The sequence below is a fragment of the Clostridium sp. JS66 genome (genome assembly GCF_033561535.1).
GTDB lineage: Bacteria > Bacillota > Clostridia > Clostridiales > Clostridiaceae > Clostridium_AM > Clostridium_AM carboxidivorans.
Genome location: NZ_CP131467.1, coordinates 4,543,386 through 4,567,006 on the forward strand (window position 1 = coordinate 4,543,386; position 23,621 = coordinate 4,567,006).

A 23,621-nucleotide genomic window follows, 5' to 3' on the forward strand; every position below is an offset into this window, starting at 1 on the left:
TTTAATTAATTCTAAATTTCAACAAATAGAACACAAAAGTATAGATTTATTATGAATCGTTATGTTATTATAAGTATAACGGTTTATTATGCTAATGTAAACATAATTTTCTTAACATTGTAATGGATTCCATAATGATTTTAACAGCATAATATTTTGCTGCTATTAAATTTTTTAAAGGATGTGTCACTTATGAAAAAAAATTTAAAATCTATGCTCATCATTATTTTTTCAATGATTTTTTTACTAGTTGGCTGCAGCAGTGGTAAAAGTTCAAAAGAGACAATTGAAAAAAGTGGACAATCAAAAACAATTACTGATTCTGCTGGAAAAAAAGTCACTATACCTTCCAATATACAAAAGATTGGAGATGCCTGGCAGGCACATAATGAAGTTTTATGCATTTTAGGCGCTGGAGATAAGATTGTCTCAACAATTCTTACAGAAAAGGGAAGACCCTGGCTATATAAAGTAAACCCTAAAATGAAAAATGCATCAACAGTATTTACTTCAGATAGTGTCAATACAGAAGAGCTTGTAAAAGCAAAACCTGATATAATATTCATGCCTTTAGATGATAAAAATGCAAAAAAAGTATCAGACTTGGGCATTCCAGTTGTTCAATTAAATTTTACTGATTTTAAAAGTCTAAAGGAATGTATTAAACTTACAGGTGATATTCTTGGAGATAATAGTAAGAAAAGAGCAGATGCTTACATATCATATCTAGATAGTAAACTCAATGCTATAACCAGCGTAACATCGAAAATACCTAAAGAACAGAGGCCTAAAGTTCTACATGTAACTTCACTTTCTCCACTAACTGTAGATGGCAGCAATACAATAATTGATGCGTGGATAAATACAGCTGGTGGCGTAAATGCAGCCTCAGAAGTAAAAGGAAACAATAAGCAAGTATCTATGGAACAAGTACTAAAATGGAATCCTGATATTGTAATATTAAGCAGTACTACTCTAATGAAATTAAATAATGGCAAAAAAAGCATGGATAACTTATTGAATGATCAATCCTGGCAAAAAGTAAATGCTGTCAAGACATCGAAAGTATACTTCAATCCAGATGGAGCATTTTATTGGGATAGATATAGTGCAGAAGAGGCATTACAAATTCAATGGGCTGCAAAAATTATAAATCCAGATAAATTTGCTAATATAGATATAATTAAAGAAACAAGAAACTTTTATAAAACATTTTTAAATTATGATCTTTCAGAAGAAGAAGCTAATAGAATCATCAATGATGATGATCCTATTTCCAAATAACTTTAAATAAAAAGCTGAAGGACAGCCTTCAGCTTTTATGTAAATTAACATTGTTTATATTGAGGTTCCTGTTCTTCAATATATTCTTGTCTTCCCTTTAAAACTTCAAGAGCACTATCAAGATTTTTAGCTATTTGTTGAAAATCTTGTTTTGCAGATTTATCTTCAGTTTCAAGCACAAATGTTTTCATTGTAGCAGCAGCACTTTGTATTCCTGCAATTGCTTGCTGCATTTGAGTTCCTACTGTCATTTCACCACCTCCTTTGCCTGAAATTTTTTATTCCATTACTACTAGTTCTAATACTTAATTACTTATCCTTTAGGTTTAAATATTAAAGCTGCTAAAAAACCAAATATAATTGCTGCAGAAATACCTGTACTGGTAATTTCAAAAGTTCCAGTAAGTACACCAATAAGCCCATCTCTTTCTGCTTCCATCATGGCACCTTTTACTAAAGAATTTCCAAAGCTCATTATAGGTACAGAAGCTCCTGCTCCAGCAAATTTAACTAAAGGATCATACCAGCCTAAGCCTCCCAATATTGCTCCTACCACTACCAAAGTGGTTGTAGTATGTGCAGGTGTAAGCTTAAATACATCCATCATAATTTGGCCTATTACACATATACCACCACCTACTATAAATGCCCACATGAATTTTTCCATATATTATTCACCCTTCTCTTCATATCTCTATAGACACTGCATGTGCAACACTAGGTATGCTTTCCTTTTGCTGATAGGACATTGGTGACATTAGCGCTCCCGTTGCCACTATTAGAATTCTCTTTAATTCACCCTTTAACATACGTTTTAAAAAGTGGCCATAAGTAACTACAGCAGAACAACCACAGCCACTGCCTCCTGCAAAAACAGGTTGATCTTCTTCATATATGATTTTCCCACAATCAGTAAAAATATTTGATGGCATTTTGAAACCATGCTCTTCAAATAAATTACTGGCAATTTTATGACCTACCTTTCCCAAATCACCAGTTGCAATAATATCATAATAAGAAGGTTCAATATTAAAATCTCTAAAATGAGCTTCAATGGTGTCCACTGCTGCCGGTGCCATAGCTGCTCCCATATTAAAAGGATCAGAAATTCCCATATCTATTACTTTTCCTATAGTTGCAGAAGTAACCCTAGGACCCTGTCCTTCATGACCTATTACTGCTGCTCCGGCTCCAGTTACAGTCCACTGAGCAGTAGGTGGTTTTTGACTTCCATACTCTGTAGGATACCTAAACTGCTTTTCTGCTGAGCTATTATGACTTGAAGTACCTGATACTACATATTGTGCAGCCTTGCTTTCCACCATTAAAGAAGATAATGCTAATCCCTCCATTGAGCTGGAACAGGCACCAAATACTCCTAAATAAGGTATTCCTAACGTACGAGCAGTAAAACTGCTTGTAATTATTTGATTCATTAAATCACCACTTACAAAAAATTGTATTTTATCTTTCTTAATATTAGATTTCTTAATTGCCAATTGACAAGCTTCTTCTAACATCTTCTTTTCTGCTTTTTCAAAACTGTCTTGACCTACCCAAATATCTTGATGAAGAATATCAAAATCTTCCTTTATCGCTCCTTTTGCTTCAAAAGGCCCTCCTACAGCAGATGAACCTAATATAACTGGCTTAGATTTAAAACTCCATGATTGATGACCAGTAATCATTTACATCCCACCTAACCATTTAATAGTAATTTTTATAATGGTCATTACAAAAGCTGCAAAAACTCCAAAGGTAATTACTGGTCCTGCTATCTTAAACATATTTCCTCCAACACCTAGAACATAACCTTCACTTCTATGTTCAATAGCACTGGATGCAATGGTGTTAGCAAAGCCTGTAATTGGAATTGCAGTTCCTGCTCCTGCCCATTGAGCAATGTGATCATAAACTCCAAAACCAGTGAGCAATACAGATATTATAATCAAAACTGCTACCGTTGGATTTCCTGCAGTAGTTTCACTAAAATGAAAATATTTTATAAATATAAACTGGATAATTTCACCAATTGTACATATAATTCCTCCTGCTATAAATGCTCTAACTGAATTTAATAGAACAGGTCTTTTTGGTTCTACTGCATTAGCTAAATCTTGATATTGTTGCTGTGTTGGTGTTAATTTTTTCTTTTTCTTACTAGCCACTTTTTTCACCTTCTTAACGTAATAAGTATGGTTCTAATTTTTTCATAATTGTTTTAAGCCTATTAGCTTCTCTCACATACATATCCTTAGCTTCTACATTTTCAGTTTCTAAAGAGAATGTAATTATATCCGCTTGACTTTTTTCCAAACTTGCATAAAGCATTTCCTTAACACTGGCTTCTGGAAGTTCTATACTATCATCAAAAACATCCACATATAGTTCACCATTACAATCTACCTGACCAACAAAAACATTATCTAAAGACACTCCCAAGTTTTCCAACTTTTCATTGAGCCAGGTTTGATTTAACCTTAAATTACTTAAGGACTCATTTATAACATTTCCATCTAATATTACCGTTTGTGGTGCTGTTTCTGGAGAAACCTTAATTCCTAAATCATGTGGAGTAATTGGCTTTTTATCTGATTTTAGAACAACATTCATATCTCCTGTAGACTCCATTACAGCAAATTCTACATCTGCTAAATTAAATGCATCCTTTGAACGCAGTTCTCTTAAAAGATCCTCTCCTGTAAGTCCAAGCTTTGTTAAATTTTCCTCCATAACTTTCCCATCTTTAACTAAAACTTTTTCCTTTCCATTAACTAAGTTATATATAAATCTTACTTTCACGGACATGTAATCTAATATGATAGGCAATAAAATCCAAACTGCTAGGGTAATAATTCCAAATACCCAATTTGAAATAGCATTTACTGAAACTAATGAAATTAAAATAGCAATTACAGCGTAATTAATAATCCTAAATGGAGTAATTCTAACTGAATAGTTTTTGGTCAATATTCTTACTAAAATTAAAGTCAAAAAAAATAACCCTATAGACCTTAACAATACCAATATCCATGTACTCATACGTTATTTCCTCCAAATTAATTACTTTTATATTGAGGTTCTTCAAGTTCTATAGCTTTTTCTCTTTTTTTCAAACTTTTGATGACTTCATCAATATCTTTTACTGCATTTCTATATACAACCTTAAGTTCTTTATTCTGTGCTTGAAGTGAATAAATCCTTAAAGTGCTCTCAACTCCCTTTAAGCTGCTTATAGTCTGTTTTAATTTTGAAGCAACCGTCAATATCTTCAACCTCCTCTTATGTAATTAAAATTTATTTATGTTGTTATTTTTACAAGTATTTTTATTTTTATTCTAAAAACTTAATTTTGCACTTCAATTATTAGATACAAAAAATAAAGTATGCCAGAGGTTCTATTCCTCTGGCATACTTTATTGATTAAAACTATTCGCAAACTTTTCCTGGATTTAATATATTTTTAGGGTCAAAGGCTAATTTAATATTTTTCATAAGTTCTATATAGTCATCTCCATATTGTTCAAACATATAGCTCTTCTTAGCAAAACCTATTCCATGCTCTCCAGATACTAACCCGTGTAATTCTCGAGATTTTTTATACATGCATTCAAATACATCACTTAATTTCTTTTCCCACTCTGCTTTAGCTAAATCATCTCTCAATACATATACGTGTAAATTTCCATCTCCTGCATGTCCAAAACTTCTTATTCTTACATCGAATTTCTTTTGAAGCTCATCTGTATATTTTACAAACTCTGCCACCTTGTTTCTTGGTACTACTACATCACATTCATCCATTTCTGTAGTGGTTGCCTTTACTGCTTCAAGGAAGGCTCCTCTAGCTGACCATACAGCCTCTTTTCTTTCATCTGTATCTGAAATATATACATCTAATGCTCCTTCTTCTAAGCATATATTAGCTACTTTTTCATAATCCTTTTCTATATCGGCAGTACTATTTCCATCAAAAGTTAAAAGTAAATATGCATCTGATGAATTATCTGGGAATTTCTTTCCTAAGAATTCTTCTGCTGCAAGTATAACTTCCCTTTGCATAAATTCTATAGCTGTTGGTATAGATTTAGATTTTATAATCTTTGGCACTGTATTTATTGCTGTTTCCAAATTAGGGAATGGTATAAGCAAGCTTATAGCCTTTTTAGGTAATGGAAGCAATCTAAGTACGGCCTTTGTTACAATACCTAAAGTTCCTTCTGAACCACAAATTAAATCTTTTATGCTGTAGCCTGAACTGTTTTTAACTATCTTTCCACCTACTTCTATTACTTTTCCTGTTGGAAGAACTACTTCTAGTCCTCTTATATAATCTCTTGTAACTCCATATTTAACTGCTCTCATTCCACCAGCATTTGTATTTATGTTTCCACCTATAGTTGCTGATTTTTCACCTGGATCTGGTGGGTAGAATAAATCATGCTCTTCTACATATTTGCCTATTTCCATTAAAAGTACTCCTGGCTCCAATGTAAGAGTTAAATTTTCTTCATCAATTTCAAGTATGTTATTCATATTTGTTAAGTTTATCATTATACCGCCGTGAATTGGAACAGATGCTCCAACTAGACCAGTACCTGATCCTCTAGCTACTACAGGAATATTATTTTCATAAGCATAAGTCATTACCTTAGAAACTTCCTCTGTACTTAAAACTTCTACCATAGCTTCTGGCATTTTACTTATTCCACCTAATTCATCATGGCTGAAATCTTCATTTATATTTTCCCCTGTGTAAACTCTGTCTTCACCTAAAATATCTATTAAAAAATCAATGTCCTTTTTATCTAATTTTTTATATTCTTTATTACATAGACATTCCATCCTAATTACCTCCAAATTCGTTTTAATTTTTAATAATTGCTCAAGTCTAACTTTATTAAGATACTACACTGTTAAAGGTTTTCCTTCTTTTACATTATTTATAAGTTTTGGTACTACTTCATAAATATCTCCTACTATTCCATAGTGAGCTACATTAAATATGGAAGCTTTAGGATCCTTATTTATGGCAATTATACAATCAGAATTATTCATTCCTGCTGCAAACTGTACTGCTCCTGATATTCCTAAAGTGATTATAAGCTTTGGTTTAACAGTTCTTCCACTTAATCCTATTTGTTTTTTTGCATCTGCCCAACCTGCTTCAATAAGTGGTCTTGTAGTTGCTATTTGTGCTCCAATCAAAGTAGCAAACTCTTTTACCATTTCCATATCCTTTTCTGCCTTTAAGCCTCTTCCTACCGCTACTATTACATCTGCATCAGATATACTTTCTTCTACTTCCTTCTTTGTAACCTTTAATACATTTATATTAGAAGCTAATTCTTCTTTCTTTATACTACAAGTTACTATTTCTCCAGACTTTTCTTGACTTCTCTCTGGTGCATCCATAACCTTATATCTTACTGTAGCAAGCTGTGGTCTGTGGTTTGGATTTATTATTTGAGCCATTATATTTCCACCAAAAGCTGGTCTTATTTGCACTAAATCAGTATTGTCCTTCATATCAAGTATTGTACAATCTGCTGTAAGTCCTGTTCTAAATCTAGCTGCTACCCTTGGTGCTAATGATCTTCCTACTGTAGTTGCACCTACAAGTAAAGTTGAAGGCTTAACATTGTCTATAAAGTTCTCCATAGCTTTAGTGTAAGGTTCTATTCTAAAATCCTTTAATTCTTCATCATCATATACAAAAACCTTGTCTACTCCGTAATGTAGTATTTCTTCTGCCTTTTTTTCTATATCATGTCCTACAAACACTGCATAAACAGGATGATTTATTTTTGCTGCTAATTCCTTAGCTTTTCCAATAAGTTCATAAGTTACTGGATGAATGTCACCTTCTACATGATCTACATATACAGCTACACCCTTCCAAAGGCTTTTATCTATAGCTTCTACTTCTTCCTCTACAAATTCCATAACCCCTGCAGGTCCTTTTTTAACACAAAGCTTGCACATTTTACAGCCTGCATTTATTTCTATTTTTCCTTCTTTTTCTTCTAGAGCTCCAAAGGGACATATTTTTACTAATTCTTCTATAGCTGAAGGAGTTAATTTCTCCTGATTTACTACTAATTTACCCATAACTCGTTCCTCCTTAAATTTACCTTAAAAACATTTTTAACTAACTTTAACCATTATATATTTGATAATTTAAATCTTATAGAAACTTCATCTTTTTCAGCTTATCTTCAAGCTTAGCTGCTAATTCTTCTCCTGTTCCCTTCCACATTTCTTTATCTGTATTTACTGCTGGTGGGAATATTCTTTCAACTTGTGTTGGTGAACCATTTAATCCATATTTATTTTCATTTTTATCTTCAAAATCTTTCAAACTTAACATTTTAACTTCTCTGTCTTTAGTTTCTAGCTTCTTTTTGTAAGATGGAAGTCTTGGCTGGAATATATCCTTCTCTACAGTCAATAAGCATGGATACTTAACTTCTGCTACTTCTATTGTATTTGGCATATCCATTTCCACTACCATTGACTTTTCCTTAAGCTCTTCTATTTTTCTCACGTTTGCTATATGTGGTATTCCCAAATACTCTGCCATTTCTGGTCCTACTTGAGCAGTATCACCATCTGTAGTTTGTTTTCCACATAGTATTAAATCTACTTTTCCCATACTTTTAATTCCTTGAGATATAGTATAAGAAGTTGCTAAAACATCTGCTCCAGCAAATTTTCTATCTGAAAGAAGAACTCCTTCATCTGCCCCCATCATATAAGCTTCCTTTATAACTTCTGCTGCTTGTGGTGGTCCCATGCTTATAACCTTCACAGTACCTCCTACCTTTGCCTTCATTCTAAGTGCTGTTTCTAATGCATATAAATCATATGGATTCATCTTTGAATCAACACCATCCCTTTTTAAAACTCCTGTTACTGGATCTACTTCTACTTTTGAAGTACCTGGTACTTGTTTTATACATACTAATATTTCCATGTGAAATACCTCCATAAAATTTTATTATTTACTATATTAAAATTCAAAGTTAACATTCTATCTAACTATAACTGATACCCCATCTGGTATAACTGTTACTTTTGCATCCTTACCCTTTAGTTCATAAGCCCTCTTTAATGCTTCCTCAAAGGTATAAGCATGTTCCATATGCATGTTTTTTATCATCTGTGGATCACACATGTCAGTAACCAATATAACTGTAAATTTATCAAGCATTCTTGCTAATATTTGAAATTCCCACTGATCTGGAGCAGTTTTATTTCTTGGTACTTTTTCTATTCTATCTAAAAGCTCTCTAGGACTTTTAGCATTAGCTAAATTGTCATAGAAGGATTGTCCGCCATGTCCATCATTGCAGGCAGAAACCATTATTATTACTCCGCCTTCTTTGCAAGTGGCTTCTGCTGCTGTCATTCCTTTTACTGATTGATATATATTTTGATCTAGTGGATAACCACCATTAGTTGATATTGCTATATCAGCTTCTATTTTATCTACCTTTGAAAGCTCCAGCACAAATTTACATCCTTCTTCATGAGCAAATTGACTGTGACCTGCAAAAGCATTAATTACTTTCTTTTCACTATCTATAACTACATTTAATATAAAAGCAAGTTTTGCCTTTTCTGCTGCATAAAGCATATCTTTGTGTATAGGATTGCCCTTAAGTATACCTGTTCTTGCAAAGTCACTTGCTATAAACTCAGAACAGTGATTTGCCATAACAGTTTGGGCAGATGCAATCCCTGGAAGTATACTTTTTCTTCCACCTGAAAATCCTGCAAAGAAATGTGCTTCTATAAAACCTTCTGCTATTAAAAGTTCTGTTTCCATAGCTAATTTGTTTAATATAAGCTCTCCTCCTGAAGGTAAAGTTCCAACTTTAACCAAAGTACTTTCATCTGTGGAATGATGTATTACTATTTGTTCATTTTTAACTATTTCTTCCCCAAATTTATTTATTAACTCTTCATGAGTAGTAGGCCTGTGAAATCCTGTAGCAATAAGTATTTTTATATCTATTTCAGGATTTACTTTTCTAATTCTCCTTAAAAGTATAGGCATTGTAATCTTGCTTGGCACAGGTCTTGTATGGTCACTAGTTATAATAACCATATTTTTTTTACCCTTTACTAAATCCTCTAAGCTTTCACTTCCAATAGGATTATTTAAAGCTTTTTCAACTATTTCTTCTTGAGATAAATCTGTCTTGTATTCTCCTGCCTTTGACTCCAAAATCCCAGCTAAATTCTTATCTTCTATGGCGATTTCTAGCATTTTTTTGTGATAAGGAATTTTAATTTTTGACATTACATTATACCCCCCAATAATAAATATAAAATATATTCTTTATAATTATAAATTGAATGCTGCGCCTCCAAAGTAAGCTATAACTCCCAAAACGATTACATATACTATACAAAATTTCAACGTAGCATTTAAAATCTTACCTTCTGCACCTGCAAGTCCTGTAGCTGCCGTAGCCACTGCTATACTTTGTGGCGAAATCATCTTACCTGCTGTAGCACCACCTGTATTAGCTGCTGCTAGCCAATATGGATTTAAACCTAAGGATTTAGCAGCTTCTACTTGAAGTTGTCCGAATAAAATATTAGCTGAAGTATCACTTCCTGTTACAAAAGTTCCAAGTGCTCCTATAATAGGTGCTATTACTGGATAAGCACGTCCAGTTACTGCAACTAAAACAACTGCTATAGATTTAATCATTCCACTATAACTCATCACTTTGGCAAGAGCTACGATGGCTATTATGGTAATAGCTGATTTTGTCATTTGTTTAATTGTTTTACCTAAAACATTTAGTATTTCACCAATCTTAGCTCCTTGCATTAATCCTCCTACAATTCCTGCTATTATAATTAATGAACCAGGATTATTAATCCAAGTAAACGTATACGAATGATAAATCTTAACAGTAGTACTTATTTTTGATAAACCTTTACTTATTCCTGGGAATAAAGAACTGGTAAATATTATAGCTACAAATACTAATATAAAAGGCACCCATGCCATAACTCCTTTGCTAAAGGATATTTTTTCAGCATCTTTGAAAGCCTTATCCTTATGAAATACTTTAGCATACCCTATAGTTACTGCTAAGCAAATTATAGAGCCAAGTATTGCTGGAAGTTCAGCTCCCATGTATTTAGCTGTCAATACTTCTGGTATGGCAAAAGCTAGTCCTGAAACTATTGATATTCCTAAAACGCCTTTAATTGCCTTAACACTTTTACCTGTTATCATTACTAATATTACTGGTACTATAACAATCAGCACTGCTAATTGTAACCCAACTGCATAACTTAAAATATTAGGATCTAAATTTGTAAGCTTAGCAAGTGTGGACACCGGAAGTCCTATAGCTCCAAAAGCTGTTGGTGTTGTATTTGCTATTAAACATATAATTGCAGCAAATACTGGATCAAATCCAAGAGCAGCCATTATGCTGGCAGGAATTGCAACTGCTGTTCCAAAGCCTGCAATAGCTTCCAAAAATCCTCCAAATCCCCAAGCAAGTATAAGAACTAAAATTCTCTTGTCTGTGGTAATACTTGTCATCATATTTTTAATTAGATCCATACTCTTTGTATAAATAGATAAATTGTAAATAAATACTGCTGCAATTATGACTATAATTATAGGCCATATTGCACTTGCTGCACCTTCTAGTCCTGCTCTCAATGCATCAACTACAGGCATTTTCCATACTGCAATTGCTAAAACTAATGTTACGATTAATGTTACTGGTGTTGCCTTATGACCTGGTGTTTTTAACACTCCCAGCGAAATCATAAGCCAAACTATTGGTATTAATGCAATAAAAAATAGTACATACATATTCATTTTTTATCCTCCTGTTAATGAATTGGTAGTATGGTAACATGGTACTATGGTAGTACCAGTTGATAACTAGATTCTAGCATAATATTCTCAATATTTCTACAATAGTTATTTCATTAACATCAGCTATTCAATTCTTCAAGCTCATGTAAACGTTATTATTGCAACCTTCACATTAAAACATTTACATAAAAAATATTTAAATATTTTTTCAAATATTGCTCAATAGCTTCAAAGAGGTTATTTATTTAACATTAATGTTTGGATGAATTACCATTTCCTATTTTATGTATTTTGCTGTTATATTTAAATTGGTAGTATGGTATGACCAGTTGTTGTTTTAATATTACCACACTATTTTAGTAATTTCTACAATTGTTATCTAATTAACATTGAATCCAAACTTTATATTTCTACTGTTACACATTGATTTAATAGCCTTTATGCTTAATATTTTAAAAAGAATAATTTTTTGAATTTTCCTTCAAAATGTAATTTATCAGAATTTTAGTTATTTAAATAACAATCTAATTTGTAAATCTTTTATATTATATAAAATTTATTAAACTTATATAAATAAAAAAACTATTGCATTAAGTAATTTATATACAATAGGTTGTTTGGTAAATTAGAAACCAATCCAATGTATGTATTATTTTCCCTTAATGCAACAGTTTCTTTTATTTCTTTATCAACATTTGTTATCAACAGTTTTCAGAATTACTTGCCGAATCCAAGTAATATTCATTAGTAAAATCTAAATGTCTCTTCATAGCCTCTGATGCTTTTTTAGGATTACGAGATTTAAGACCTTTATATATGTCATCATGTTGTTTAGCTAATTCATCTTTATTCTCTTCTTCCACCAATATTCTTCTTCTTGCATCCTTAATAAATTCATCCATTAAAGATGAAATTGCATTTAAAATATTAATTATTAAATAATTTCTAGAAGCCTTTGCAATTCCATAATGAAATGCCTTATCAGCTTTTACCTTGTCATCTTCATCAGCAGAACTTTTAATGGTATCGAGTAACATCTTCATATGCTCCAATTCTTCATCTGTAATTCTTTGAGAAGCTAAAGCAGTAGTCTCTACTTCAATAATTTTTCTAATTTCCATAATTTCAAGAGAACTACTTTTTTGAAGCATAAACATCATAGATAGAGGTTCAAATAAGCTATTTTCAAAGCTTTCCCTAATATAATTTCCTTCACCTTGTCTACATTCAACTAACCCTATAATTTGAAGGGCTCTTAAAGCTTCCCTTATAGATGTTCTGCTAACTTCAAGATGTTCTACCAACTCCCTTTCTGAAGGTAATTTATCTCCTTTTTTCAACGTGCCATCTATGATCATATTTTTAATTTGTTCTATAACCTGTTCATAAACCTTTGTGTTTTTTATTGGGCTGAACATGAAATCAAACCTCCCTTTTTTATTAAACTGCATTAGAAAAAATCTCTAACTCTCTAATATTTCATCTCTTTTCATTACAATGTTCCAATTCACATAAATTTCAAATAAACTTACTACATCCTGTTCATTATACAAAAGTATTTTATCTCTTTTCTCCTGGGGCATTCTCTGTGCATAGCTACTATCTTTTACAATTTTACTAAAAGTTTTAGCTAAGTTAGAGCCACTTATAACCTCACTTTCGCGAATTATACCAAATTCTTTTTCCAATGCCTTAAGTCCAATACAAACTTTTTTTTCTCTTTCATATTCTTTTTGAAGATCTATATGTTTAAAATGTGCTTCTATATCAAAGTCTATATTATACTTTTCAAAAAGATAATTAATTACTGTAAAATCATTATTACCTGAAAAAGTTACTAAATACTTCTTACCATATTTTGAACTCATAATCTGAAAATAATTCTTAGCAAGAGTTAATATATGTCTTGCATCTTTTCCACTTTCTATCATATATTGTGTAACATTAAGCTTATTTTTTACATCATCAAAATAACAGCATCCAAAAACTCCTATGCAAATAGGTTTTTTATATATATAATGTTCCAAATCAAAGAACAAAGCATCCTTAAATAAATAATTCTTTCCACTTATGCTCAGCGTATTTTCTTCTAACAATTTTTCAACTTCTAAAACATTATGCCTTTCTATCACTTTACCACTCTTTTCTAATTAATTATGTAAAACATCCGTTTTAATATTATATCATTTTTTAGCAATCAAGTGAAATTTAATTCATACATATAACATAAATGTAAATTTCTAACATAAAAAATAACAAGAAAGTCGTTAATATGCTTTGCATCATACTGCCCTGAGCAAAACATATTAGCATCTTTAACTTGTTATCTTACTTCATAAGTCCTAATTAAAATTATTAATATAATCTGGTTTTAGATTATATATTGTATCCTTTCTTTCAACTATTATCTGTATTTTTTTTCTAACTTCTTCATCCTCTATAACCTTTTGAAGGAGTTCTTTAGTTGGATTTACGCAAACGGGATGTCTTACCAATTTAAACATTGAAAAATCTCCAGAGGTATCCCCATAAGCATAACTGTTGCATAAATCTATATTGTACTTTTTTACTAAATCATAAATGGCATTTTCTTTGCTTTCGCTATCCCACATTGGAATTACTTCTCCAGTATACATTTCATCACCATCTATTACATACCTTGCTCCTTTATAGTCATCAAAACCATATTTTATAGACATTTCTTTTACCAGCTCTATGGGACTTCCTGAAACAGTTATCACCTTGTGTCCTTTTTCTTTGTGCCACTTAATTTTATCCCTTGTAAAAGTATAAACCCTATCTCCTTTTTGTGACACTACATTTTTAGCTATGAATTCTATTTGAGATTTATGAAGGCCTTTTATAGCCTCAATATATATTCCTGCCATTTTCAAAAGATAGTTATCATAATTTCCCTGTCTTTTATCCCATTTTTCATACTCCGGTTTTACGTCCTTATACCATCTATCAGTTGGAATTATTTCATATTTCACAAGTTTTTTAAAAACTTCTGTAATCAATCCTTCTCTATATAAAGTACCATCAATATCAAAAAAAGCTGCTATATTCATACTATCCCTCCTTGTTTAAATTATATGTTCATTGATTAAGTAGATAATATACATAATAAATTACTGTAGATATACTCATTAACTTTAACTAATATTTATAAGTTCTGCAATTTGAATCAAGTATATTAATGTTAAAATTATATTTTATGTTATTATATTACTTATGTGATTAAAAAGCTACTAAATTTACAATTTAAAAATAATACGACACAAGGATGCAGTAGAAGTTTGGATTTATTTATAAAGTTAACACACCCTTAACTTTATATAATATCCTCTTAACTTAATAAATATATAATTATGTTATGCCGTGGAAAATTAAGTTAAGAGGTGAAAGATTTATGAAAAAGAAACATTTATCAATGTTAATAGCTGCACTTATCATTACTGCAGCAACAACAGCAGCTCCAATATATTCAGTACAAGCATCCTATGATGGTACAACTATTAATACTAGCCTAAATTCTACTGTAAAGCCTGATCATGTTACTTTAACATGGACAAAAGATTCTAAAACTACACAAACCATTACCTGGAGAACTAGTACAAATGTAACTAAAGGATTAGTTCAATACAAAAATTTAACTACTGGTGAGACAAAAACTTTTGATGCTACTAAGGAAGATTTTTCAACATCAAACACTGATATAAACACTGGATATATGAATCTATTTTCAGCTACTCTAACTAATCTTACTCCAAATACTAAATATAGTTACAAAGTAGGAGATGGACAAAATTGGAGTGAAGAAAGCACCTTTAAAACAGAAGCAGACAAAGAAAATGATGTCAAGTTTATTGTTTTTGGAGATTCTCAAAGCGGAAATGCAGATGTTCCAAATTATGCTCCATGGAATAAAACTGTTCAAAATGCTTATTCTAAAAATAAAGATGCTGACTTTATAATAAATATGGGCGACTTAGTTGAAAAAGGACAAGACTATAGGCATTGGAATAACTGGTTTGACGCTGCTAGAGGTGTTATTGATACCATACCAGAAATGCCAACTCAAGGTAACCACGAAACCTACAATGCTGTTGGCTGGGATTCAACTAAGCCTAAATATTTTGTAAATCAATTCAAGGTTCCTATGAATGGACCAGAAGGTTTTAAGGGTCAAGTGTATTCCTATGATTATGGAAATGTTCATTTCGTAATGTTAGACAGCCAGGAAGAAGAAGAAGCTCCAAATAATGATGAATTTTTGAAACAACAAGCAGCTTGGCTTGATTCAGATTTATCTGCAAATAAACAACCTTGGACAATAGTTTCCTTCCACAAAACTCCGTACTACAATAAAGCTTCAAGAGCTAATGTAAGCTTAAAAAATATAATATCACCTATAATAGAAAAACATCATGTAGATGTAGTTCTTAATGGACATGATCATGGGGTATCTAGAACCTTTCCTATAAATAATGGAAAATACTATACAGATTATTCTAAAGGAACAGTATATTATGTAACTGGCAGAAGTGGTGCTAAATATTATGGAGACTTATCTTCTAAAGTTTGGGATGCGTTTTTCTTTGATCCTCAAGATATGCCTTCCTATGAAGTAGCAGATGTTAAAGGAAATGTGCTTACAATAAACGCATATAAACAGGATGGAACTTTAGTAGATTCCTTCACAATAGATAAAGACCATCCACAAAACAGTACAAAAGTAGTTCTTCCAACTGCATATAATGTTGATATGAATAATAAAGAATTAGCAGCTATCGGAGCTGATCCAAGATTAGTCATATATGGAACACCAATTGCCTTTGGAAGTAATCAAACTGAAATAGTAAATGGTAAAGCTTATGTTAATCCACTCTATATAGCTATGTATTTAGGTGGAACTTATGATTCTTCATCATTGAAATTAACTATAGATAAGCAAACCTACAGCTTCAATGCAAAAGATCTTTCTTCTAAGAAAAATGTTAGCTTAGATGTTTTAACTAAAGCAGGCTTCAACTGCAGTTATAATACTCAATTCAATATGGTTATGATAGATAAGTAAGAGGACAATTGACGAAGGACAGAGGACAGTGAAGGTTGATTTTTTGCTAACGCAAAAAAATCTTTAAATTTATATAAGTCAGCAATGTTTCGCTCCAGCGAAACGAGCCTTCAAAAATTTAATTAAAGATTTTTCGTAGCAAAGCGGAGAAAAATCCTCCTTCACTGTCCTCTGTCAATTGTCCTCTGTCCTCTTAAAAATATTACTTTAATATTTCCCATACATTTCTTCTAAAAGCTTTAAATGAAGCTCCTCATCTATTATAATTCTGTTAATCAATTTCTTTATAAATTCATCCTTAATCAAAATAATATGACGCTTATATTGATTAATGGCCTTTTTTTCTGATCTAATGGCTTCTGCAAGCATAGCTTTTATGATAGTAGTAAAATTGACATATTTAGCAGTCCAAAGCTTACTAAATGGACATGTAGAATTAGCATACACTGGTTTCACACCTAATAACTTAATTGTATCCCCTAAAAGCTCTAGATGCTTCATCTCTGCCATAGCTATTCCACCTATAAGTTCTGCAAAGTCATCATACTTTCCTTCGCTAGCTATATGTTGGAAGATATAAAGATTTATAGCTGTAAGTTCACTAACCATACCTGCATAATCTTCAAGCAGTAGGTTAGCATAAAAAATATTTTTACCTTCCACCTTTGGTTCTGGATAAGGTCTATCAGCAATATACTTGGTATGTTTTGATATATCTCCTGGCATACATTCTCCCATAATAATAATGATTTACTATATTTATATGAATGCTTTTAATTATATATATCAGAAAATTCTAAGTTCACTTTTTCAATATAACTTTTCTTCATTGTATCTTCATAGGAACTGTAATTAAATTCTCCACCATCTACTAATTTACATGGAATATGTATGATAAATTCACTTCCATAACCTTCCCTACTATTTACTGATATAGTTCCTCCATGCAGTTCTACTAAAGCCTTTACTAGCGAAAGCCCTATTCCACTTCCTTCATTTTCCCTTGTAAGAGATTTATCAACTTGTACAAAACGTTCAAATATTGACTCTAGCTTTTCTTTAGGAATACCTTTTCCTGTATCTTTTACTCTTATACCAACACTTTCAGTACCATTTTCTACATTAACAAAAATACTGCCTCCACGAAGTGTAAATTTTACTGCATTAGACAATAAATTCAGTATAATTCTTTCCATCTTTTCTGGGTCACACGCAATAATTTTTTCTTCTATATCTGTATCAAATACCACAGATAGACCTTTATTCTCTATATAATCTGCTACTGAAAGGGTTATATCTTCTATAAGACTTACTATATCGCAATTAATTTCATTTATTACAAGATATCCTGAGTCTATTTTTGTAATATCAATTAAATTATTGACCAACCTTAAGAGGCGGTAACAATTTTGTTCCATGATATTTATATACCTATATTTATCTGCAAAGTTATCATTAAAGTTACAATCTTTTAGTTTAAGCTTATGCACTTGTATGGCAGAAAATATAACATTAATTGGTGTTCTTAATTCATGAGAAATGTTGGCAAAAAAATCTGTTTTAATTCTATCATATTCCTTAATCTCGAGTGATCTCATTCTTTCTTTTTCAATACTTTTTTGTAATTCTTCCATATGCTTTTTTTCAGTTATATCCATAGCTACTCTAATTATTATATTACGCCCATCGCTTAAGCTACCAATACAAGCTGAATAAAAGTTCCAAATTCGTACATATCCACTTTTTGTTTTTACAGAATACTCACCATCATTTCGTCCTTCTTCAAAACTATATAATATATTTGCACCACACTGTGAATCTTCTTTAAATATATCCGATACTTCTGACCACTCAGCAGTTATTGGAATATCCTTAATTGTATATCCTGTAATACTTTCCCAGGTCTTATTGATATTCATTATCTCTCCATCTTCAGCATATATCATTACAGGTACCGGAGCTTCTTCTATAGAATAACGAAATTGCATTTCACTTTCTCTCAAAGCTTCTTCAGTTTTAGTACGTTCAGTAATTTCTTCCTCAAGCATAACATTAAATTCTTTTAATTCATCGGTTATTTCTTCTAATTGCTGATTATTCTTCCTAACTTGTTCTTTTAAATTATTATTATCTTTCATCAACTTTTCATTAAGCTTACTAATTTGATTATAGCTCTTTTCACTATATTTCCACGCTTGCTTATTCATAAAATATAGTTTTAATTGAGTTTTTACTCTAACTATAACTTCATTATAATTAATGGGCATATTTATATAATCATCAGCTCCAGCATTAAACAAATCATCTATATCAACTTTTTCATTTTTATTATTAATAAAAATAATGGGAATATTCTTAAGCTTATCATGATCTTTGAAAGTTTCACAAACCCTGCATCCATCTGCACTACTCTTAAGCAAAATTATATCTGGAGGGTTTTCCATAACAGATTTCATACCTAATTCATAACTTAAAACATTTCTTACATTATGCCATTTTTGCCTAAGTATCATAGCTAACATTTTAATGTTATAATAAGAATCATCAACAATAAGCACACTAGCATTATTTAAAAAATCTTCTATATCATCCATGACTTATTTCCCCATTTCAAAAATATTTTAGTCAAAATTTCATGAATACTCTAACTTAATATAGTAAAATTAATCTCTTAAATTATACAAACACTTTTATTTATATGCAACTTTTAAAATTTATGCATTTGTCTTTAGTCTAAAAGCCAGCATAGTAGATGTTTGATTTATATGTCCTATAAATTCTTCACCATAACAGGAAAAACCAATAGTAGGAATATCTCTAAATAATTCTCCATATTGTTCTTCAAGATTTTTTCTTTCTAGTTCAAGTGTACGTTCTATACAGTTAAAATTTATAATTCCATCAATTTTTCCAAATTCCTGAATCCTATCTTCAATAGCCCTTTTAGTATCTTCTATGATGTTAGTAGCTTGAAGTAATCTGACTTCCATGCCTTTCAATATACTGCAATAAAACAACATGCTTGTACCTTTTACTTGTTGTGGACTTCTTACAAACATGTCATTTTTCCCTATTAATAGACCTACAGGATTAGTCATAAAATATTTTTCTGCGTCCTCAATTGAACTGACTCCCAGAGCATCTGCATATGTTAAAATTGCAGGTTTATCATTAAATTCTATAACTTCTCTATTTTCTTCATTTACTTTACTAGCAACTAATTTAGTATCCAGACATTTAAAACTTTGTGTTTTAATAATACTAAACTCTGCATCATCATTTATTTTCAACATTACAAGTACTGCTGAATCATTATATGCTTTTCCATTTGCACAAACATGAGTTTTTACAAATCTACAGTCATCTCCTGCAGATCCTCCTATAAAAAAGACATTGGTCCTATTACCAATCAAATCCATAATTCTTTCTTCTTTTTTGCTTACACCATCTATTAAGATTATTCCTACATATTTTTTCGAATTCATTGTATATAAACTTTCATTAAAATATCTTTCAAAAGAAGTAAATGCTCTTTCAACATTTAAACCTTCTTTCATTTTTTCAATTACTTGAATCTTTGCATCAGAGATAATATTTGAATTAAAAGCCATTGCTACAACTGAATCTTTTAATAACTTCCCACTAACTATTTCCCCCGAAGTTGAACATCCAACTACTATGCAATCTTTAAAAGTTTCTTGCATTAAACTACTTAAAAGTTGTTGATCAAAATTGGAAGAAGCAAAATATATTATAAGCTTAATACCAGATAAATCTAATTGATTTTTGATATCATCTACAACTTCATTCTCTAGACACTTCTTTGAAAAAGCAGATTTTATATTTACATCATCATATGTTGATTTTTTTACATTCAATTGTTCTGCAATTTTAAAAAGCTTTTCCATTATAACTGGATTATCTTCAGAGTCAACATGAAATTTATCAGGATTAATACCTTTTAGTATAAATTTTGCTTTAGTCATTTCAATAATAGCTGGATTTCCTTTGGATCTTTGTTTAATAATATCATTAATAATTTCTCTTATCTTCCCAGCCAAGAATTTCTCACTCCTTCATATTTACATTAAATTTAGAAGACAATTTATTCTATATATATCTTTTCTTAAACTAATAAATCTTTCTATAAATTACATAGAATTTTTAATATTTAGTTGTACTTATTTACAAAAGTCGTTTACAAATCCAATTTTATACTAAAATATAAAATTATTATAGCATATATTTTTTATTATTTATTTAATTTTCATTATATTTCTTTATTTATTTTATAATTTTTAATACAAAATAAGTTTTAAATGTAATTTCATGTTAACAAGTAACAAAACTTATTACTTAAAAGGATATTTTTATCAAAGAAATAGCTCTTAAACTAAAAGTACAGATATATTTGAATATTCTTTATCCAAATATATCTGCACTTTTTTCCTAAGCCTTTACTTTTTAACTTGATATACATAACTTTTCATTTTATACATTTTAATAATGCTATCCTTAAAATCAAAATATAAAACTGTATAAATAAAACTATCTCCCTTTTTATTAATCATAATTCTGTTGTTATTATTTTTACCTTCCATCTGTTCTACTGGAAGCATTACATTATTTTTTATTTCTCTACCATCAAAATCTCCTATAAAAGAAGTAGATTGAATTTTAGATACAGTTTTATTATCCTTTTCATATGCAGCATTATTTATGCTATACCCTATGATATTGTTATTATAATTAGCAGCAACATCTACAAAGAGACTAATTTGGTTGTTTCCATTTTTACCCATATAATCACTTGTTATTTCTGTAACCTTATCCTTTGCCATATCATATTTTATAATGCTTCTTTTTCCCTTTTTATAATATAAACTATTCAAATAAAGATCATTTCCATCTTCTGATATATCAAATATTTGTCCTGCAACATTAGTGTGTTTTCTAATGATGCTTTTTTCTCCTTCTACCTTACATTCATACATAACATTATAATAAATTGAAGTTACATAAAATATATCTTCACTTTTGTTATATGCCAATGAATATAAGCTTTGTATATTACCTAAATTAGGAAAATACCCTACAGCAAAAGACCCTTCAGTTACTTTTCCTGTTTTCGTATTAATTACTCTTATACTGCAGTTAGTATCACTTGTTTGTGCCATTATATATATACATTTATCACTTCCAAGTACGAATCCACAATATATTCTTTTTAATAGCTCTTTTTCATCTTTAATTTTCAAGTTTTCTTTTTGTTCTTTTATTATTGATGATAAATCATATATTGATTTTTCAGCATTTTCTATTGCATTATACATACAAACTTTGTTATCCTTTATATAGAGAAAATTACCATACATATCTTTACTTCCTACTTCTCCACATACAGCATCTTTTATAGTGTTAACCTTAGAGGCCTTAGAAGTTTTTATATTGACACTATAAACATTGATATCTCTCATATTAATATTTTCTAAGTTTATTTCATTGTTATTTTTATAACCTCCCTCTGTAACTATAATATTTTCATCATCTTTCCAGCATATTGGTTCATATATCATGTCGCCTAGATCTAACTCTTTTATCTTTACTAACCTAGAAGTATTTTTCTCCTCATTTTTCATCTCTTGTTTAACATCACTAGAAATCTTAATTTCTTTTTGTTCACAAGCACTAAAGGTTAATGGCATTGAAAGTACTAAAGCTAAAAATAATGATATTTGTTTCATATTTTTTCTTATCATATTTGCTCCCTCCTTCAAAATTGGACATTTGTTCTATAGCTATACTCTACTGATTCTATTCTTAAAGCAAGCGTAAAGAACAACTTCCTTTCTTGTATTTGTTTATTTTATTTATATACATGATATCACTTAGTGTTTTCTAAATTTGTTTAAGTTGTTTCCAAACTGTTTCCACCAGATAAAAAGAGGGAATTTTTATTATTACTTTTACTATATTGCCATTTTGTATATGTATTTCTCCATTATGTTCTTTAACTATTTCACTGCATATATATAAACCAAGACCACTGCTCCCACCTTCAATGGAATTAATACCCTTTACAAAAGGTTCAAAAATAGAACTATAAATTTTCTCAGGTATTGGATTACCTTTATTTAAAATTTCTACTTTGTAATGATCATTATCTTTAAAAGCATTAACATTGATGTTTTCTCCTGAAAAAGAATATTTAATTGCATTATCTAATAAATTTATTATAAGCTGTCTTATTTTATTTTCCTGACCAAATATAAAACCTTGTTCCAAACTGGTTAATATATGAATTGAATACTTCTCAGCTTTACTTGCCATATCAATACACACATCATTTAAGAGAGTTTTCATTTCAATACTTTTCTTATGCTCTTCTCCAAAATCTATTCCTTTTGAAGCATTTATCAAATTAATTACAAGCTTATGGAGCCTTTCACTTTCCAAATAAATTCTCTGTATTTTCCAAATAAATTCTCTGTATTGCTCTAGTTTTAAATTCTTCATCCTTCACATTTTTATCAGAAAGTATTTGAGCATAACCAGAAATAGCTGTTAGTGGAGTTTTTAATTCATGGGTTACATTGTTAAAAAACTCTCTTCTCCCCTTTTCTAGCTTTAAAACCTTGTCTTTTTCCATACTTATAGTTTCTATTTGATTTCTTATTTTTTCTTTCATGTTAATAAATTCTTTTAGTAAAATGCCTATCTCATCATTATTCTTAATATTTAAATTTATTTCGTAATCTCCTTCTTCAATTTTCTTTATTTGTTTTGTTAATGTTATAATAGGTTTTATTATTCTTGATGTAAATAAATAAGAAACTGTAAAAACAAATATAAAGACAACTAACTCTATGAAAGTAATAATGTTTATTATTCTTTTGTTTTCAGTATAAGAATCACCAAAGCTTTTACTTATATTCAATATTCCTAAGCATCTATTTCCATCATATAATGGATAAGATAATATTGCTTGAACATTATCTTTGCTATATTGTAAATTTATCACAGCTTTTCCTTTAAGAGCTTCCTTTGTTCCTCTATCTGTTAATTCAGTAAAATCTGAACTTATAGTATTTTCTTCAATTTTTCCTGAAGGTGTTCTTATTTGCATCTCATAATTATATGTAAGTATATAACCATTAAGTATGCTCCACAATTTTTCACAAAGAGCTTCTTCCCCTATATACAAATCTTTTGGAAGCATATTATATTTAATGTATTCTCTCGAACTCTTCATTGTATCCTTCATAGAACTCTTTATAGAATTTTCTAAATTATTTTCAAATACTTGTCTGATTAAAATATTTAAAACAACTGCTGCAACTATAAATATAATTGATAAGCCTAACATAAATTTAAATCTTACACTATTTTTCACAT

The 23,621-nt window shown here is 30.1% G+C and carries 22 protein-coding genes; 2 read left to right on the forward strand and 20 right to left on the reverse strand.

The features are described 5' to 3' along the window. Positions 1 to 192 precede the first annotated feature (192 nt). Complete coding sequence (locus Q6H37_RS21065) at positions 193 to 1,284, forward strand: ABC transporter substrate-binding protein (RefSeq protein WP_318736254.1); 1,092 nt, start codon at positions 193 to 195, stop codon at positions 1,282 to 1,284. A 44-nt stretch (positions 1,285 to 1,328) separates the two neighbouring features. Here Q6H37_RS21065 and Q6H37_RS21070 read toward each other — a convergent pair whose 3' ends face one another. From Q6H37_RS21070 to Q6H37_RS21135, 14 genes are all read right to left on the reverse strand, one after another. Further along, positions 1,329 to 1,535 carry a DUF1657 domain-containing protein gene (locus tag Q6H37_RS21070; RefSeq protein ID WP_318736256.1) on the reverse strand — a complete coding sequence of 69 codons (207 nt, stop codon included), beginning with the start codon at positions 1,533 to 1,535 and terminating at the stop codon, positions 1,329 to 1,331. 62 nt (positions 1,536 to 1,597) lie between these two features. Further along, positions 1,598 to 1,951, reverse strand: coding sequence for a stage V sporulation protein AE (spoVAE, locus tag Q6H37_RS21075; protein WP_007061968.1), 354 nt, complete (start codon positions 1,949 to 1,951; stop codon positions 1,598 to 1,600). Positions 1,952 to 1,970: 19 nt separating this feature from the next. Further along, complete coding sequence (gene spoVAD / locus Q6H37_RS21080; RefSeq protein ID WP_318736261.1) at positions 1,971 to 2,972, reverse strand: stage V sporulation protein AD; 1,002 nt, start codon at positions 2,970 to 2,972, stop codon at positions 1,971 to 1,973. Continuing rightward, positions 2,973 to 3,452, reverse strand: coding sequence for a stage V sporulation protein AC (gene spoVAC / locus Q6H37_RS21085; protein WP_318736265.1), 480 nt, complete (start codon positions 3,450 to 3,452; stop codon positions 2,973 to 2,975). Positions 3,453 to 3,465: 13 nt separating this feature from the next. Beyond that, a complete protein-coding gene (locus tag Q6H37_RS21090; RefSeq protein ID WP_318736270.1) occupies positions 3,466 to 4,326 on the reverse strand; it encodes a DUF421 domain-containing protein in 861 nt (286 codons plus the stop codon). A 17-nt stretch (positions 4,327 to 4,343) separates the two neighbouring features. After that, complete coding sequence (locus Q6H37_RS21095; protein WP_318736273.1) at positions 4,344 to 4,550, reverse strand: DUF1657 domain-containing protein; 207 nt, start codon at positions 4,548 to 4,550, stop codon at positions 4,344 to 4,346. 163 nt (positions 4,551 to 4,713) lie between these two features. Then, positions 4,714 to 6,129 (reverse strand): FAD-binding oxidoreductase, encoded by a 1,416-nt coding sequence (locus Q6H37_RS21100; protein ID WP_318736276.1) that lies wholly within the window; start codon positions 6,127 to 6,129, stop codon positions 4,714 to 4,716. A gap of 63 nt (positions 6,130 to 6,192) precedes the next feature. Continuing rightward, on the reverse strand, positions 6,193 to 7,395 hold the full coding sequence (locus Q6H37_RS21105) for an electron transfer flavoprotein subunit alpha/FixB family protein (RefSeq protein WP_318736278.1): 1,203 nt from the start codon (positions 7,393 to 7,395) through the stop codon (positions 6,193 to 6,195). A gap of 76 nt (positions 7,396 to 7,471) precedes the next feature. After that, positions 7,472 to 8,260, reverse strand: coding sequence for an electron transfer flavoprotein subunit beta/FixA family protein (locus tag Q6H37_RS21110; protein ID WP_318736281.1), 789 nt, complete (start codon positions 8,258 to 8,260; stop codon positions 7,472 to 7,474). Positions 8,261 to 8,317: 57 nt separating this feature from the next. Further along, positions 8,318 to 9,592: a nickel-dependent lactate racemase gene (gene larA, locus Q6H37_RS21115; RefSeq protein ID WP_318736284.1), complete on the reverse strand. Its 1,275-nt coding sequence runs from the start codon at positions 9,590 to 9,592 to the stop codon at positions 8,318 to 8,320. 45 nt (positions 9,593 to 9,637) lie between these two features. Then, the gene (locus Q6H37_RS21120) at positions 9,638 to 11,146 is read right to left on the reverse strand and encodes an L-lactate permease (protein WP_318736287.1); all 1,509 of its coding nucleotides are present in this window, start codon (positions 11,144 to 11,146) and stop codon (positions 9,638 to 9,640) included. A 701-nt stretch (positions 11,147 to 11,847) separates the two neighbouring features. Next, positions 11,848 to 12,564 (reverse strand): FadR/GntR family transcriptional regulator, encoded by a 717-nt coding sequence (locus Q6H37_RS21125; protein WP_318736290.1) that lies wholly within the window; start codon positions 12,562 to 12,564, stop codon positions 11,848 to 11,850. A 45-nt stretch (positions 12,565 to 12,609) separates the two neighbouring features. Beyond that, the gene (locus Q6H37_RS21130) at positions 12,610 to 13,278 is read right to left on the reverse strand and encodes a ribonuclease H-like domain-containing protein (RefSeq protein WP_412523879.1); all 669 of its coding nucleotides are present in this window, start codon (positions 13,276 to 13,278) and stop codon (positions 12,610 to 12,612) included. 210 nt (positions 13,279 to 13,488) lie between these two features. Then, positions 13,489 to 14,217, reverse strand: coding sequence for an HAD-IB family hydrolase (locus tag Q6H37_RS21135; RefSeq protein ID WP_318736293.1), 729 nt, complete (start codon positions 14,215 to 14,217; stop codon positions 13,489 to 13,491). A gap of 341 nt (positions 14,218 to 14,558) precedes the next feature. Here Q6H37_RS21135 and Q6H37_RS21140 point away from each other — a divergent pair, with 341 nt between their 5' ends. Next, positions 14,559 to 16,226, forward strand: coding sequence for a metallophosphoesterase family protein (locus tag Q6H37_RS21140; protein ID WP_318736296.1), 1,668 nt, complete (start codon positions 14,559 to 14,561; stop codon positions 16,224 to 16,226). Between the two features lie 207 nt (positions 16,227 to 16,433). Here the strand turns inward: Q6H37_RS21140 and Q6H37_RS21145 are convergent, their stop codons facing one another. The 6 genes from Q6H37_RS21145 to Q6H37_RS21170 all read right to left on the reverse strand — a co-directional run bounded on the left by Q6H37_RS21145 (position 16,434) and on the right by Q6H37_RS21170 (position 23,619). Then, the gene (locus Q6H37_RS21145; RefSeq protein ID WP_318736298.1) at positions 16,434 to 16,952 is read right to left on the reverse strand and encodes a ferritin-like domain-containing protein; all 519 of its coding nucleotides are present in this window, start codon (positions 16,950 to 16,952) and stop codon (positions 16,434 to 16,436) included. A gap of 47 nt (positions 16,953 to 16,999) precedes the next feature. Continuing rightward, positions 17,000 to 18,820 (reverse strand): ATP-binding protein, encoded by a 1,821-nt coding sequence (locus tag Q6H37_RS21150; RefSeq protein WP_318736299.1) that lies wholly within the window; start codon positions 18,818 to 18,820, stop codon positions 17,000 to 17,002. 120 nt (positions 18,821 to 18,940) lie between these two features. Next, the gene (locus Q6H37_RS21155; protein WP_318736302.1) at positions 18,941 to 20,287 is read right to left on the reverse strand and encodes an FIST signal transduction protein; all 1,347 of its coding nucleotides are present in this window, start codon (positions 20,285 to 20,287) and stop codon (positions 18,941 to 18,943) included. Between the two features lie 396 nt (positions 20,288 to 20,683). Beyond that, positions 20,684 to 21,985 (reverse strand): hypothetical protein, encoded by a 1,302-nt coding sequence (locus Q6H37_RS21160; protein WP_318736304.1) that lies wholly within the window; start codon positions 21,983 to 21,985, stop codon positions 20,684 to 20,686. A 139-nt stretch (positions 21,986 to 22,124) separates the two neighbouring features. After that, a complete protein-coding gene (locus Q6H37_RS21165) occupies positions 22,125 to 22,682 on the reverse strand; it encodes a HAMP domain-containing sensor histidine kinase (RefSeq protein ID WP_318736306.1) in 558 nt (185 codons plus the stop codon). Beyond that, complete coding sequence (locus Q6H37_RS21170; RefSeq protein ID WP_318736309.1) at positions 22,672 to 23,619, reverse strand: histidine kinase dimerization/phospho-acceptor domain-containing protein; 948 nt, start codon at positions 23,617 to 23,619, stop codon at positions 22,672 to 22,674. Before Q6H37_RS21170 ends, Q6H37_RS21165 begins: the two co-directional genes overlap by 11 nt. Positions 23,620 to 23,621: the final 2 nt, after the last annotated feature.

Excerpts from the sequence above, each read along its gene's own strand:
- Q6H37_RS21110 (WP_318736281.1), bottom strand. The coding sequence starts at position 8,260 with ATGGAAATATTAGTATGTATAAAACAAGTACCAGGTACTTCAAAAGTA.
- Q6H37_RS21160 (WP_318736304.1), bottom strand. The coding sequence starts at position 21,985 with ATGATAAGAAAAAATATGAAACAAATATCATTATTTTTAGCTTTAGTA.
- Q6H37_RS21150 (WP_318736299.1), bottom strand. The coding sequence starts at position 18,820 with ATGGATGATATAGAAGATTTTTTAAATAATGCTAGTGTGCTTATTGTT.
- spoVAD (WP_318736261.1), bottom strand. The coding sequence starts at position 2,972 with ATGATTACTGGTCATCAATCATGGAGTTTTAAATCTAAGCCAGTTATA.
- Q6H37_RS21070 (WP_318736256.1), bottom strand. The coding sequence starts at position 1,535 with ATGACAGTAGGAACTCAAATGCAGCAAGCAATTGCAGGAATACAAAGT.
- Q6H37_RS21135 (WP_318736293.1), bottom strand. The coding sequence starts at position 14,217 with ATGAATATAGCAGCTTTTTTTGATATTGATGGTACTTTATATAGAGAA.
- Q6H37_RS21125 (WP_318736290.1), bottom strand. The coding sequence starts at position 12,564 with ATGTTCAGCCCAATAAAAAACACAAAGGTTTATGAACAGGTTATAGAA.
- Q6H37_RS21140 (WP_318736296.1), top strand. The coding sequence starts at position 14,559 with ATGAAAAAGAAACATTTATCAATGTTAATAGCTGCACTTATCATTACT.
- Q6H37_RS21100 (WP_318736276.1), bottom strand. The coding sequence starts at position 6,129 with ATGGAATGTCTATGTAATAAAGAATATAAAAAATTAGATAAAAAGGAC.
- Q6H37_RS21120 (WP_318736287.1), bottom strand. The coding sequence starts at position 11,146 with ATGAATATGTATGTACTATTTTTTATTGCATTAATACCAATAGTTTGG.
- Q6H37_RS21105 (WP_318736278.1), bottom strand. The coding sequence starts at position 7,395 with ATGGGTAAATTAGTAGTAAATCAGGAGAAATTAACTCCTTCAGCTATA.
- Q6H37_RS21090 (WP_318736270.1), bottom strand. The coding sequence starts at position 4,326 with ATGAGTACATGGATATTGGTATTGTTAAGGTCTATAGGGTTATTTTTT.
- Q6H37_RS21145 (WP_318736298.1), bottom strand. The coding sequence starts at position 16,952 with ATGCCAGGAGATATATCAAAACATACCAAGTATATTGCTGATAGACCT.
- spoVAE (WP_007061968.1), bottom strand. The coding sequence starts at position 1,951 with ATGGAAAAATTCATGTGGGCATTTATAGTAGGTGGTGGTATATGTGTA.
- Q6H37_RS21065 (WP_318736254.1), top strand. The coding sequence starts at position 193 with ATGAAAAAAAATTTAAAATCTATGCTCATCATTATTTTTTCAATGATT.
- larA (WP_318736284.1), bottom strand. The coding sequence starts at position 9,592 with ATGTCAAAAATTAAAATTCCTTATCACAAAAAAATGCTAGAAATCGCC.